Consider the following 12,933-nt stretch of genomic DNA (forward strand, 5'->3'; position numbering starts at 1 on the left):
ACTTGATGTCGAGCCCCGCCAGGTCCGGCGTCGTCTCGGACATCTTCTGCAGCGCCTCGACGCTGTCGGAATAGCAGTCGACCCTGTAGCCTTCCGCTTCCAATGCAATAGAGACCGAAGTCAAAATGTTGCGGTCGTCGTCGACCAGGGCAATTGTCGGCATGCTTTGCTTTTCCATTTCCGTCAACGCGCCAGTGGCGTGCATCGGTATTACAGTAACACAGAGCCTTTGGCCTGCTAAATGCGCAAAAATTAAGGCAAACCGTTAATTCTGACAGCTGTTACGTTGAATTGCATGCTTGCCGGTTGCTTTGATGGGGGTCGTTCACCTGAAAATCAAGAACACAATTTTTCACACCATAAACATGCAAAACTAAAATTTACCAACCATAACTTGCCCGTCACGCGCGATGAATGCGCACTTTCTTTCGAATTGGTCGTCAAATCGAACATTTCGAAGGTTTCGTTTTTTACTTCACGTTCCAAATTAATCATTCAACACCCTGATTGTTTTTTTAATCGATTAAACAATGGCATAGCACCTTTCGTAGTCTTGCTGCCCCAGAACCATTCCACTACGTTCGCAGCCCTCAGAGCCGGACTAAGCGGTTTTATTCTTTCTCCGGCAGTGTCATGAAAAGCCCACATCACGAGGACTGCGGGAACATGCAAGAAGTAGGTGTCAGGAATCCATCCAAAGGCTACGAAACCTTCGGCTTCAAAGGCCTGGAGGCGCTTTATTGGAACCAGAGTGAGCCTGCACTTTATGAATACTCCCTCTCCCGTGGTGAAACCAGACTTGCAGCCGGTGGCGCGCTGGTTGCCGAAACCGGGATCCATACGGGTCGGTCTCCCAAAGACAAATTCGTGGTTCTGGACGACGAAACCCGGGACAGTGTCTGGTGGGACAACAACGCCCAGATGTCCAGTGAACAGTTCGACGTTCTGCTTTCGGACTTCCTGGCCCATGCAACGGGAATGGAACTGTTTGCGCAGGACCTTTACGGCGGCGCGGATGCGACACACAGACTGCCAGTGCGTGTCTATACCGAATATGCGTGGCATTCACTGTTTATCCGAAATCTGCTGCTTCGTCCGAAAAGCGAAGACCTTGCCGGTTTCGATCCGGAAATGACCATCATCGATCTGCCGAGCTTCAAGGCAGACCCGGACCGGCATGGCTGCCGTACCGACACGGTGATTGCCGTCGACCTGACGCGCAAGATCGTCCTGATCGGTGGAACATCCTACGCGGGCGAGATGAAGAAGTCCGTCTTCACCATGCTGAACCACGTGCTGCCCGCCAAGGGCATCATGTCCATGCATTGTTCGGCCAATGTCGGCGATGAAGGCGATACGGCTGTTTTCTTCGGACTGTCCGGCACCGGTAAGACGACCCTCTCCGCCGATCCATCACGTACTCTTATCGGTGATGACGAACACGGCTGGAGCGAAAGCGGCGTCTTCAACTTCGAGGGCGGCTGCTACGCCAAGACCATCAAACTGTCCGCGGAAGCAGAGCCGGAAATCCACTCCACCACCCAGCGCTTCGGCACTGTCCTGGAAAACGTGGTTCTGGACGACCAACGCGTTCCGGATTTTGACGACGGAACGAAGACCGAGAATACCCGCGCTGCTTACCCGATCCACTTCATTTCCAATGCAAGTGCGACCGGCTGTGCACCCATGCCGAAAACCATCATCATGCTGACGGCGGATGCTTTTGGCGTCATGCCGCCGATTGCCCGCCTGACACCGGCTCAGGCGATGTATCATTTTCTTTCCGGAGACACGGCAAAGGTTGCCGGCACCGAGAAAGGCGTCACCGAACCACAGGCGACATTCTCGACGTGTTTCGGCGCACCGTTCCTGCCCCGGCATCCTTCTGAATATGGCAATCTCCTGAAAGATCTGATCGCCAAGCACAATGTGGATTGCTGGCTGGTCAATACCGGCTGGACCGGCGGTGCACACGGCGTTGGCCATCGCATGCCCATCAAGGCTACCCGGACATTGCTGCAGGCAGCTCTTTCCGGAGACCTGAAAGGTGCCGACTTCCGGACCGATCCGAACTTTGGATTTGACGTGCCGGTAACCGTTGCCGGTGTCGACGACAAGATCCTGACCCCGCGGGAAACCTGGGACGACAAGGCGGCCTATGACGACCAGGCTGCACGCCTGGTTCAGATGTTTGTCAGCAATTTCGAAACGTTTGAAGACCATGTGGACGGTGCCGTCCGCAGTGCAGCCCCCGCTCTGAGGGCTGCCGCAGAATAAGAAGCTCAGAAGCTCTTTCAAAACAGTCTGAACGGCGCTTGCCCAGCAAGCGCCGTTTTCGTTTTTCAAGGGATCTTTCTTCCCGACCGGAAAGATCTATATTGAGGTATCTTCTCAAGGTCCTGATTAAGGGCATGCTTATGACTTCGACAGATACTTCCTCAATTGCCGATGTCCTGAAGACGGCGGAAAACTGGTCCGACTCGGGACGGTCCGTCGCGCTTGCAACCGTAATCGAGACCTGGGGCTCCGCACCGCGCCCGGTCGGTTCCCATCTGGTCATCGATTCAGATGGAAATTTTGAAGGGTCCGTCTCTGGTGGTTGCGTGGAAGGAGCCGTGGTGTCGGAAGCGATTGACGTGATCGAAACCGGCAAGCCGACCACACTTGAATTCGGTGTTGCCGATGAAACCGCGTGGCGCGTCGGCCTGTCCTGTGGCGGCCGCATCCGAGTTTACGTTGAACCTGTTCGCTGAATTGGGGACTTAACCAGTGTTTTCAATCGAGACATTTCTGGCCTTTCTGGCCGCGACCGCATTGTTCGCCTACATGCCCGGACCGGCATTGCTTTATACTGCCGCACAAACCATTTCCCGGGGGAAACGCGCCGGATACATGGCTGCAACAGGGATCCATCTGGGCTGCTACGTCCACGTCTTTGCCGCTGCTTTCGGCCTTTCCGCGATCTTCGCTGTGGTTCCCACGCTTTACTTCGCCTTGAAACTGGCCGGAGGCGCATACCTGATCTATCTCGGTGTTCAGATGTTCCGCACCCGCGTCGCCTCCGGACCGGTGCCGGCGCTGCCAGAGAAATCAACGCGCAGGGCCTTCCTGGACAGTGTTCTGGTTGAAGTTCTCAATCCGAAAGTGGCGATATTTTTTATCGCCTTCCTGCCTCAGTTCGTCAGCCCGCACGCGGATTTTCCGATCTGGGCACAATTTCTCGTTCTCGGCACGATCGTGAACTGCGCCTTCACCTCAGCCGATATCATGACGGTCCTGTTTGCGACGGAAGTGAAAAAACGCCTGACCAGAACATCCAGGTTCCAGGACCTAAGCCGCTGGCTGGGCGGATCGCTTCTGGTCGGGCTCGGCCTGAAACTGGCAACGGATCGCAGTTGACCTCATGGACCTTTCTCTTCTTACCAAGCTGAACGAACTTCGATCGAACCGTCGTGCAGCCATTCTCACGACCAACATGTCGGATGGGACACAACGGCTCATCCGCAGGGAGGATGACTATTCGCAAGATGGGCTGGCGACGGAATTCGACAGACGGTTCAGGTCTGGAAAATCTGGCATCGTCCCCTTTGAAGACACCGATGTCTTTCTGACTGTCTCGGTTCCCTCGCCCCGTCTGGTGATCATCGGTGCAGTCCACATCAGTCAGGCGCTTGTGCCAATGGCCGAAATCGCCGGACTGGATGTGACCGTCATAGACCCACGGACCGCCTTTGCAACCGAAGACCGTTTTCCGGGAAGCAAGCTCAAGGCAGAGTGGCCCGAGGACGTGCTCGGTGAGGTGCCACTCGACGCTTATACAGCCGTTGCGGCTGTCACGCATGACCCGAAGATCGACGACTTTCCCTTGATGGAAGCCTTGAAAACAGAATGTTTTTACGTCGGCGCTCTCGGAAGCCGCAAAACCCACGGCAAGCGTCTGGAGCGGTTTCACGACGCGGGTCTGGAGCCTGCACTGCTTGACCGGATCGATGCACCGATTGGACTTGATATCGGTGCGGCATCACCTGAAGAGATTGCTGTGGCGGTCCTGGGGTCGATTATCACGGCTCTGCGCAAATCGCCGGAGACTGCCGGATGAAGTTCGGAGACTGCCCGGTCGGCGAAGCTGCGGGATGCATTCTCGCGCATCGAACGCGATTGTCTGACAGAACCCTTAAAAAGGGCCATGTACTGACAACAAGCGACTGCACAGATTTGCTTGCACACGATATTCAAAGTGTCGTTGTCGCCCGCCTGGAAGCAAATGATGTCGATGAAGATCGCGCTGCCGCAAGGCTGGGACACGCAGCAAGAGGGTCCGGCGTCAGCGAAGACACTGCCTTTACTGGACGAACCAACCTATATGCCGACGAAAATGGCGTGCTGGTCGTCGATCCCGTGGCCGTGACCACCGCAAACAGGATTGATCCCGCAATCACGATCGCAACGCTGCCGAACTTAAGCAAAGTTGCCCGCGACCGTATGGTAGCCACTGCCAAGATCATTTCCTTCGCGGTTTCCGATGATCATCTGAAACAGGTGGAAGACAGGATCCGAAAAGCAGTATCGGTCGTGCCTTTCAAGTCTCGGAAGGTTGGTCTTGTCGCAACGCAGCTGCCTCATCTGAAACCGGTTACCATGGACAAGACCCGAAGGGTTCTGGAAGACCGATTGCGCCCCAGCAACAGTGTCGTTGTCGGCGAGCTGCGCGTGCCGCATTCCAGTGAAGCAGTCGCCGAGGCGATGCACCGGCTGCTTGAAGACGGAGCAGACTTCCTGATCCTGTTCGGTGCTTCAGCTGTCGTTGACAGGCAGGATATCCTTCCCGCAGCGCTTGACCGTGCGGGGGGAACCCTCAAGCATCTCGGCATGCCGGTGGATCCCGGCAACCTGTTGATGCTCGGCGCTCTTGACGACGTTCCTGTCCTGGGAGCTCCGGGCTGTGCCAGAAGTCCTAAGGAAAACGGATTTGACTGGGTGCTCGACCGGTTGCTTGCCGGTCTGGAGGTCGGTCCGGACGACATCACCGCCATGGGGGTTGGGGGTCTGCTGATGGAAATCGGAACACGTCCGCAACCACGAGAAAAGAAACGGCAAGACGCAACGCCCCGCATCGCGGCGATCGTTCTGGGTGCAGGCAAGTCCTCCCGCATGGGTGGTCCGAACAAACTGCTCGCACAACTGGATGGAAAGCCACTGATCCGTCATGCGGCGGAAGCTGCAATCTGTGCGGGTTTGTCCCAGACCATCCTGGTGACCGGCCATTCCGCAGAGCAGGTTGGGCACGCGGTCGAGGATCTCGACCTGACCCTGGTCCACAATCCGGATTTTGCCGACGGCATGGCCGGCTCCATCCGCAAGGGTATGCTTGCCCTCCGGTCAGATATTGATGCCGTCATCGTGCTGCTTGGGGATATGCCGCGGATTGACGCTGACATATTGCGCAGACTTGTCACTGCTTATGCGCAGAACGAAACAAGCCTGATCGTTACCGCAACCGCAGACGGCAAGCGGGGCAATCCCGTCCTGTGGGACCGCAGGTTCTTTGATGACCTGAAATCGCTGAGTGGAGATGTCGGAGCAAGACACATAATTGCCGAAAATCCGGGTTTTGTATTCGAAGTAGAAATCGGTGCCGCCGCAAGACTGGATCTCGACACTCCGCAAGCATTGAGGGAAGCAGGTGGCACTTTACCGCAGCCGAAGAGCTAAGCGATTGAGTCTCTTGACTATCGGTTCGAAATAAAACGAGGCACTAACACTACATTAACCCGGTATGCGCTGAATGCAGGTCGGAAATGTCAGGTATTCTATTGCATTTTTGTGACATGCCGCTTATGTAATGCCTGCGCTTGCTGAAGAGTACCCGTCTGGGTGGACAACGGATGACGTCCCGGGCGCCGATTACATCCGATTTCCGTCGAAAGCTGTTCGGATCCTCACCTCCCGAGGATGCTCGAGCGCTTTTGCCGCTTGGTAGAAAATAAAGGAAAGAACAACATGGCTGACTTGTCTCTCCCGCGTCCGGGCTGCTGCAAATGGGCAGAAGGTGATTCCGGCAACTATATCTTCCCGTGCTCGACCCGCGTTGAGCCTGGTGTGTCTTATTGTGAAGAGCATAGCGCCATTGTTTACATTCCGCCGGAAGAGCGCCGTCGCAACCGTTCCGGTGGCGGCATGAGCCTGTCTTTCCGCCGCGCGGCATAAAGAATACCAGCTGCTTTTAGAAAAGCAGAATATACGTGGCTTGCCCACGCGACTTGAACCCGGCCATGAGGCCGGGTTTTGTTTTTCTGCGAACCGTCTTTCAGTTCGAGCCTGTTCTTCAGTCCGTCGCCCGATATTCCTCCGGCATGACGAAGACTTCATCGGCGCGGCCGTAACCGCCATCAGGCACGTCCTCAATGAGGACCATGGTCGTCGGCCTGACAATCTCACCGAAATAACCAACCAACAGGTCCGTGGTCTTGTGAATCAGTTCTTCCTTCTGCGCTTTGGACAGGGCCGCTTCGGGAAGTTTGAAATTTGCAAATGGCATCTGGTTTTCCTTTTCTTTCCTGTTAGATAGCGCCACCGTTGACGCGGAGGATCTGACCGTTCACCCAACCGCTTTCCGGTCCAGCCAGGTAGGCAACGGCATCGGCGATTTCATTCGGCGCCCCCAAGCGCCCAAGCGGACTCAACCGCTTGATCGCTTCAATTTGAGCGTCCGATTTTCCTGCAAAGAAGAATTCCGTTTCCACCGGGCCAGGTGAAACGGCATTCACGGTAATGGACCGGGTCCCCAATTCCTTTGCGAGAACCTTGGTCATGGCCTCCACGGCAGCCTTGCTGGCTGCATAGATGCCATATCCGGGCTGATAAAACCCGACGACGCTTGAGGATATGCTGATAATCCTGCCACCGTCTTTCAGCCGATTGGCCGCTTCGCGCATGCCCCGGAAAGTCCCGGCCAGATTGACGGCGATCTGTTTGTCAAATTCTTCATCCGAGGCCAGTGCCAATGCCGAATTCTGCATTGTGCCCGCGTTATTGATCAGAATATCCGGTTGGCCGAACGTCTGCTCGGCTGCGTCAAACAGGCTGGAGATTCCTTGCGGGTCCGCAACATTCGCCTGAGCGGCGACAGCCTGTCCGCCACTCCGCTCGAGCTCAGCAACAAGTTTCTGAGCAGATACCAAGTCGGTCGAATAATTGACGACGATGGCAATGTCATCTTGTGCCAGACGTCTGGCTATTGCAGCTCCAATTCCCTTCGACGCTCCAGTCACAATTGCAGTTTTCTGCTTGGTTTCCATCTTTCCGTCTCCTTCAAATCAAGAGACAGATAACAATTGCCAGGTGCCGGATAATGAGGGATATTTCGACATTACTATTCGAAAATCAGGAACAAAATGGACCGTCTGGACGCAATGAGGTTCTTTGTGCGGGTCGTTGACCGCCGCAGTTTCACCCATGCAGCAGCCGATCTCGACATTTCCAGGTCAACAGCAACAGAGGTCATTCAACGGCTTGAGGAAAGACTGAGAACGCGATTGCTGGAGCGAACAACGCGCCATGTCTCGCCGACACCGGACGGCGAAGCCTATTACAGGAATTGCGTGACCATTCTATCCGATATCGATGAGACGGAACGTGCGTTTCTAGGCGGTGAACCTTCGGGTCTGCTCCGTGTCGATGCGCCCGGTCCTCTGACACGGACTTATCTCCTGCCGGAACTTCCCGACTTCATGTCCCGTTTTCCTGAGATTGAACTGCAGCTCGGTCAGGGAGAAAGGCTTGTCGATCTTGTCCGTGAAGGTGTCGACTGCGTAATCAGGGCGGGAGACCCGGAGGAAAGTGGTTTGATCCGGCGAGCCCTCGGACAGATTGAGGAAATCACCTGCGCCAGTCCCGCCTATCTTGAGGTTCACGGCATGCCCCGGTCACCTGATGATCTTCAGAGCCATCACATGATCGGGTTTGTTTCCTCAAGAACCCACACCGTATTACCGCTCGAATTTCAATGCGGCGACACGGTCCGGGAAATCAAACTGCCGTGCCGGACCAAGGTAAACGACGCCGAAACAGCTCATCATCTGGCGGAACTCGGATTTGGTTTGATACAGGCGCCCAGATACCGGTTTCGAAACGCGATCAATTCCAAGAAACTAACACAAGTTCTAGCCAGCTTTCCGCCACCGCCGCTCCAGCTCGCCGCCTATTATCCGCAGCGGCGCCAGCTTTCTCCGCGGGTCCGGGTCTTTCTGGACTGGGCTGCAGATGTATTCGCTCGGGCTGAAATATAAAAACGCGGCCCGTTTCCGGACCGCGTTTGAAAATACTTTCGTCACTGAAAGCGATCAGGCCGCCTTGAGTGCCTCGGCAACATCCTTGAGTTGGGAGAGCGTCATCTCCGCCTTCTGCTTGGTGTCGTCATCCTTGGCGTCAGCAACGTCTTCTTCTGCATTCCGGATTGCCTGATCAAGCTGCTCTTTGCTGATCTCCTTGACCGGCACGGCCTGCTCGGCCAGAACCGTCAAACCACCGGACGCGACATCGGCAAATCCACCGCGCACGAAATACTCGTCCCAGGAACCACCACCGTTCCGGACCTTCAGGATGCCCGGCTTGATGGTGGACATGAACGGGCTGTGGTTCTTCAGAACACCAAACTCGCCTTCAGTACCCGGCACAACGACCTCGGCAACCTGTTCGGAGAGAAGCTGGCGCTCCGGGGAGACCAACTCAAACTGGAAAAGTTCAGCCATTTGGCGTCTTCCTTGTCAGTCTACGTTTGAGATGGCTAGGCCATCAAACATGAAGAAAACCGGACGCCCCTGGACGCCCGATCAATCTCGCACTCAGGCAGCTTCAGCAGCCAGCTTCTGAGCCTTCTCGATCGCTTCGTCGATGGAACCGACCATGTAGAAAGCAGCTTCCGGCAGGTGGTCGTATTCACCTTCCACCAGGCCTTTGAAGCCCTTGATGGTGTCTTCCAGAGCAACCAGCTTGCCTGGAGAACCGGTGAAGACCTCAGCCACGAAGAACGGCTGGGACAGGAAGCGTTCGATCTTACGCGCACGGGCAACGGTGAGCTTGTCTTCTTCAGACAGCTCATCCATGCCCAGGATGGCGATGATGTCCTGCAGAGCCTTGTAACGCTGCAAGGTACCCTGAACGGCACGTGCAGTGTTGTAGTGCTCCTCACCGATGATACGGGCATCCAGCATGCGGGAAGAGGAATCCAGCGGATCCACAGCCGGGTAGATGCCTTTTTCAGAAATCGCACGGTTCAGAACCGTGGTTGCGTCCAAGTGGGCAAAGGTCGAAGCCGGTGCCGGGTCGGTCAAGTCATCGGCAGGGACGTAAACGGCCTGAACGGACGTGATCGAGCCCTTGTTCGTTGTGGTGATGCGTTCCTGCATCGACCCCATGTCGGTCGCAAGCGTCGGCTGGTAACCCACAGCAGACGGGATACGGCCGAGAAGTGCGGACACTTCAGAACCAGCCTGGGTGAAGCGGAAGATGTTGTCGACAAAGAACAGAACGTCCTGGCCTTCATCACGGAAGTGTTCCGCAACCGTCAGACCGGTCAGTGCAACACGTGCACGGGCTCCGGGAGGTTCGTTCATCTGACCGTAAACGAGAGCCGCTTTGGAGCCTTCTCCGCCGCCTTCCTTGTTCACATTGGATTCGATCATTTCCCAATAAAGGTCGTTGCCTTCACGCGTACGCTCACCGACACCGGCGAACACGGAGTAACCGCCATGCGCCTTAGCGATGTTGTTTATCAGCTCCATGATCAGAACGGTTTTGCCAACGCCGGCGCCGCCGAACAGACCGATCTTGCCACCCTTTGCATAAGGGGCAAGAAGGTCAACGACCTTGATGCCCGTTACAAGGACCTCAGCCTCGGTCGACTGTTCGATGAAGGACGGAGCCTCCTGGTGAATGCCGCGCTTTTCTGTGAAAACGATGTCACCAGCGTCATCCACCGGCTCACCGATCACGTTCATGATCCGGCCCAGAGTGCCATCGCCAACCGGCACCATAATGGCAGATCCAGTGTCAACAACTTCCTGACCGCGAACCAGACCTTCGGTGGAGTCCATCGCGATGGTCCGTACCGTGTTCTCACCGAGGTGCTGAGCTACCTCGAGAACAAGTCGGTTGCCTTGGTTATCTACTTCAAGAGCGTTCAGGATCAACGGCAGGTGGTCATCGAACTTGACGTCGACAACGGCGCCGATGACCTGGGTGACCCGTCCGACCTTTTTGTCAGCCATATCCCTAATCCTCGTCTCGATCCCGTTAGATCAACCTGCTCTCGTCCAGATGAAAGCAGAAAGGTTGATCGACAATAATACTAGTCAGGCAAACCGCGCCCTTTTGGGCGCATTCTGCCCTAGAGCGCTTCCGCGCCCGAGATAATTTCAATCAGTTCCGTCGTAATCTGAGCTTGGCGCTGGCGGTTGTAGTTGATCGTCAGCTTGTCGATCATGTCGCCGGCGTTGCGGGTCGCGTTGTCCATAGCAGACATACGGGCCCCCTGTTCAGATGCAGCATTTTCCAGAAGTGCCCGGAAAACCTGAACGGATATGTTACGCGGTAGCAGATCCGCAAGGATCTCAGCCTCATCCGGTTCATATTCATAAACCGCGTTGGCACCTTCGCCCGCATCAGTGTCACTGACTTCAAACGAAGCCGGGATCAGCTGCTGCGCAGTCGGTTCCTGTGCGATCACGGATATGAAGGTCGAATAGAACAGCGTGCAGACGTCGAACTCGCCATTTTCATACATGGTGAGTACTTCTCGACCGATTTCATCCGCGTTGGAAAAACCGACATTCTTGACGCTGCGTAGATCAATGTTCTTGATCACGTATTGGCCGAGCTCCCGCTTCAGGGCGTCAAAGCCCTTCTTGCCGACACACATGATCTTGATCGTCTTGCCTTCCGCGAGCAGGCTGCGTGCCTTTTCGCGGGCCAGCTTGGCGATATTGGTGTTGAAGCCCCCGCAAAGTCCACGTTCGGCAGTGGCAACGACCAGAAGATGGACCTGGTCATTGCCCGTACCGGACATCAGCTTCGGAGCATCATCGCGGCCCTCAAAAGCCACCGCGAGGTTGGCCAGCACGGCGTCCATGCGTTCCGCATAGGGGCGTGCAGCCTCCGCAGCTTCCTGGGCACGACGCAGTTTCGCCGCGGCCACCATCTGCATGGCCTTGGTGATTTTCTGCGTCGCTTTCACGGAAGCGATACGGTTTCGTAAGTCCTTCAGGCTCGGCATGGCCGCCCCTGCTCCTTATCCCGGCGTGTGATCTTAAGCGAAGTTCTTGGCGAACGCGTCGACGGCAGCTTTCAGCTTGCCGCTCAGTTCGTCGTCAAGTGCCTTCTTCTCCCAGATGGCGTCCAGCAGATCCTGGTGTTCACCGCGCAGGAACAGAAGCAAGCCTTCTTCGAAGTCACGCACTCGGTCAACCGGATACGCGTCAAGGTAGCCGTTCACGCCAGCATAGATGACCGCAACCTGCTCTTCCGTCTTCAGCGGCGAGAACTGCGGCTGTTTCAGAAGTTCGGTCAAACGGGCACCGCGGTTCAGCAAGCGCTGAGTGGTGGCGTCAAGGTCAGAGCCGAACTGCGCGAACGCCGCCATTTCGCGGTACTGCGCAAGTTCACCCTTAATCGGGCCGGCAACCTGTTTCATCGCCTTGATCTGAGCGGAAGAGCCCACGCGGGAAACCGACAGACCAACGTTCACGGCCGGGCGGATGCCCTGGTAGAACAGGTCGGTTTCCAGGAAGATCTGACCGTCGGTGATCGAGATCACGTTGGTCGGAATAAACGCGGACACGTCATTGCCCTGGGTTTCGATGACCGGAAGGGCGGTCAGAGAGCCACTGCCGTAGTTTTCGTTCAGCTTCGCAGCACGTTCCAGCAGACGGGAGTGCAGGTAGAAAACGTCACCCGGGAAAGCTTCACGTCCCGGCGGGCGGCGCAGAAGCAGAGACATCTGACGATAAGCGACAGCCTGTTTTGTCAGATCGTCGTAACCGATCACGGCATGCATGGAGTTGTCACGGAAGTACTCGCCCATGGCGCAACCGGCAAAAGGTGCCAGGAACTGCAGCGGGGCAGCGTCGGACGCGGTCGCCGCGATAACGATGGAGTATTCCAGAGCACCTTCGTCTTCCAGGGTCTTCACGAACTGGGCGACGGTGGAACGCTTCTGACCAACCGCAACGTAGATGCAGTACAGCTTCGCGTTTTCGTCTTCACCGCTATGCAGCGGCTTCTGGTTCAGGAAGGTATCCAGAATGATCGCAGTCTTGCCGGTCTGACGGTCACCAATGATCAGCTCGCGCTGTCCGCGGCCAACCGGGATCAGCGCATCGATGGCCTTGAGGCCGGTAGACATCGGCTCGTGCACGGACTTGCGCGGCAGAATGCCTGGCGCCTTCACGTCCACCCGGCGCTTCTCGGTTGCCTCGATCGGGCCCTTGCCGTCGATCGGGTTGCCGAGCGGGTCAACAACACGACCCAGCAGACCTTTGCCGACCGGGACTTCCACGATGGCGCCGGTCCGCTTGACCGTATCGCCTTCTTTGATGTCACGGTCAGAACCGAAGATAACGACGCCGACGTTGTCTGATTCCAGGTTCAGGGCCATGCCCTTGATGCCACCTGGAAACTCGACCATTTCACCGGCCTGAACCTTGTCCAGACCATAAACACGGGCGATACCGTCACCGACGGAGAGCACTTGACCAACTTCAGAGACTTCGGCTTCCTGGCCAAAGCTCTTGATCTGGTCCTTGAGGATTGCGGAAATTTCCGCGGCCCGAATATCCATCAGCCGACCTCTTTCATCGCGAACTTGAGTGAATTGAGCTTGGTACGCAGAGATGTGTCGATCATGCGCGAACCGACCTTGACCACCAGGCCACCGAT

At 56.3% G+C, this 12,933-nt stretch carries 15 protein-coding genes; 7 read left to right on the top strand and 8 right to left on the bottom strand.

The window, feature by feature from the left end; genetic code table 11:
• Positions 1 to 163: response regulator (locus tag K5905_RS13580; RefSeq protein WP_367186963.1), on the bottom strand; the 163-nt coding region annotated here is incomplete at its 3' end.
• Between the two features lie 503 nt (positions 164 to 666).
• Between K5905_RS13580 and K5905_RS13585 the strand changes: the two genes are divergently transcribed.
• The 6 genes from K5905_RS13585 (at position 667) to K5905_RS13610 (ending at position 6,207) form a co-directional block, all read left to right on the top strand.
• The gene (locus K5905_RS13585) at positions 667 to 2,277 is read left to right on the top strand and encodes a phosphoenolpyruvate carboxykinase (RefSeq protein ID WP_297584727.1); all 1,611 of its coding nucleotides are present in this window, start codon (positions 667 to 669) and stop codon (positions 2,275 to 2,277) included.
• A gap of 140 nt (positions 2,278 to 2,417) precedes the next feature.
• Positions 2,418 to 2,753 carry an XdhC family protein gene (locus K5905_RS13590; RefSeq protein ID WP_297584730.1) on the top strand — a complete coding sequence of 112 codons (336 nt, stop codon included), beginning with the start codon at positions 2,418 to 2,420 and terminating at the stop codon, positions 2,751 to 2,753.
• A 73-nt stretch (positions 2,754 to 2,826) separates the two neighbouring features.
• Positions 2,827 to 3,399 carry a LysE family translocator gene (locus K5905_RS13595; RefSeq protein WP_297584760.1) on the top strand — a complete coding sequence of 191 codons (573 nt, stop codon included), beginning with the start codon at positions 2,827 to 2,829 and terminating at the stop codon, positions 3,397 to 3,399.
• Between the two features lie 4 nt (positions 3,400 to 3,403).
• A complete protein-coding gene (locus K5905_RS13600; protein WP_297584732.1) occupies positions 3,404 to 4,099 on the top strand; it encodes an XdhC family protein in 696 nt (231 codons plus the stop codon).
• A complete protein-coding gene (locus K5905_RS13605; RefSeq protein ID WP_297584735.1) occupies positions 4,096 to 5,712 on the top strand; it encodes a molybdopterin-binding/glycosyltransferase family 2 protein in 1,617 nt (538 codons plus the stop codon). The genes K5905_RS13600 and K5905_RS13605 overlap by 4 nt, the downstream gene beginning before the upstream one ends.
• A 288-nt stretch (positions 5,713 to 6,000) precedes the next feature.
• Entirely contained in the window at positions 6,001 to 6,207 is a 207-nt protein-coding gene (locus tag K5905_RS13610) for a hypothetical protein (protein ID WP_297584738.1), read from the top strand.
• A gap of 118 nt (positions 6,208 to 6,325) precedes the next feature.
• Here the strand turns inward: K5905_RS13610 and K5905_RS13615 are convergent, their stop codons facing one another.
• Together K5905_RS13615 and K5905_RS13620 are read right to left on the bottom strand one after the other, a co-directional pair.
• Entirely contained in the window at positions 6,326 to 6,538 is a 213-nt protein-coding gene (locus K5905_RS13615) for a 4-oxalocrotonate tautomerase family protein (protein ID WP_297584740.1), read from the bottom strand.
• Between the two features lie 22 nt (positions 6,539 to 6,560).
• A complete protein-coding gene (locus tag K5905_RS13620; RefSeq protein ID WP_297584743.1) occupies positions 6,561 to 7,298 on the bottom strand; it encodes an SDR family oxidoreductase in 738 nt (245 codons plus the stop codon).
• Positions 7,299 to 7,394: 96 nt separating this feature from the next.
• Here K5905_RS13620 and K5905_RS13625 point away from each other — a divergent pair, with 96 nt between their 5' ends.
• On the top strand, positions 7,395 to 8,288 hold the full coding sequence (locus tag K5905_RS13625) for a LysR family transcriptional regulator (protein WP_297584746.1): 894 nt from the start codon (positions 7,395 to 7,397) through the stop codon (positions 8,286 to 8,288).
• A gap of 54 nt (positions 8,289 to 8,342) precedes the next feature.
• Here the strand turns inward: K5905_RS13625 and K5905_RS13630 are convergent, their stop codons facing one another.
• The 5 genes from K5905_RS13630 to K5905_RS13650 form a co-directional block, all read right to left on the bottom strand.
• A complete protein-coding gene (locus K5905_RS13630) occupies positions 8,343 to 8,750 on the bottom strand; it encodes a F0F1 ATP synthase subunit epsilon (protein WP_297584749.1) in 408 nt (135 codons plus the stop codon).
• Positions 8,751 to 8,843: 93 nt separating this feature from the next.
• Positions 8,844 to 10,268: a F0F1 ATP synthase subunit beta gene (gene atpD / locus K5905_RS13635; RefSeq protein WP_297584752.1), complete on the bottom strand. Its 1,425-nt coding sequence runs from the start codon at positions 10,266 to 10,268 to the stop codon at positions 8,844 to 8,846.
• A 119-nt stretch (positions 10,269 to 10,387) separates the two neighbouring features.
• Positions 10,388 to 11,272 carry a F0F1 ATP synthase subunit gamma gene (locus tag K5905_RS13640; RefSeq protein WP_297584755.1) on the bottom strand — a complete coding sequence of 295 codons (885 nt, stop codon included), beginning with the start codon at positions 11,270 to 11,272 and terminating at the stop codon, positions 10,388 to 10,390.
• 33 nt (positions 11,273 to 11,305) lie between these two features.
• Positions 11,306 to 12,835 carry a F0F1 ATP synthase subunit alpha gene (atpA, locus tag K5905_RS13645; RefSeq protein WP_297584757.1) on the bottom strand — a complete coding sequence of 510 codons (1,530 nt, stop codon included), beginning with the start codon at positions 12,833 to 12,835 and terminating at the stop codon, positions 11,306 to 11,308.
• Positions 12,835 to 12,933 (bottom strand): F0F1 ATP synthase subunit delta (locus K5905_RS13650; protein WP_297584763.1); only part of this gene is annotated, 99 nt, incomplete at its 5' end. The genes K5905_RS13650 and atpA, both read right to left, overlap by 1 nt.

This window comes from Roseibium sp. (assembly GCF_025698965.1).
In the GTDB taxonomy this organism is placed as follows: domain Bacteria; phylum Pseudomonadota; class Alphaproteobacteria; order Rhizobiales; family Stappiaceae; genus Roseibium.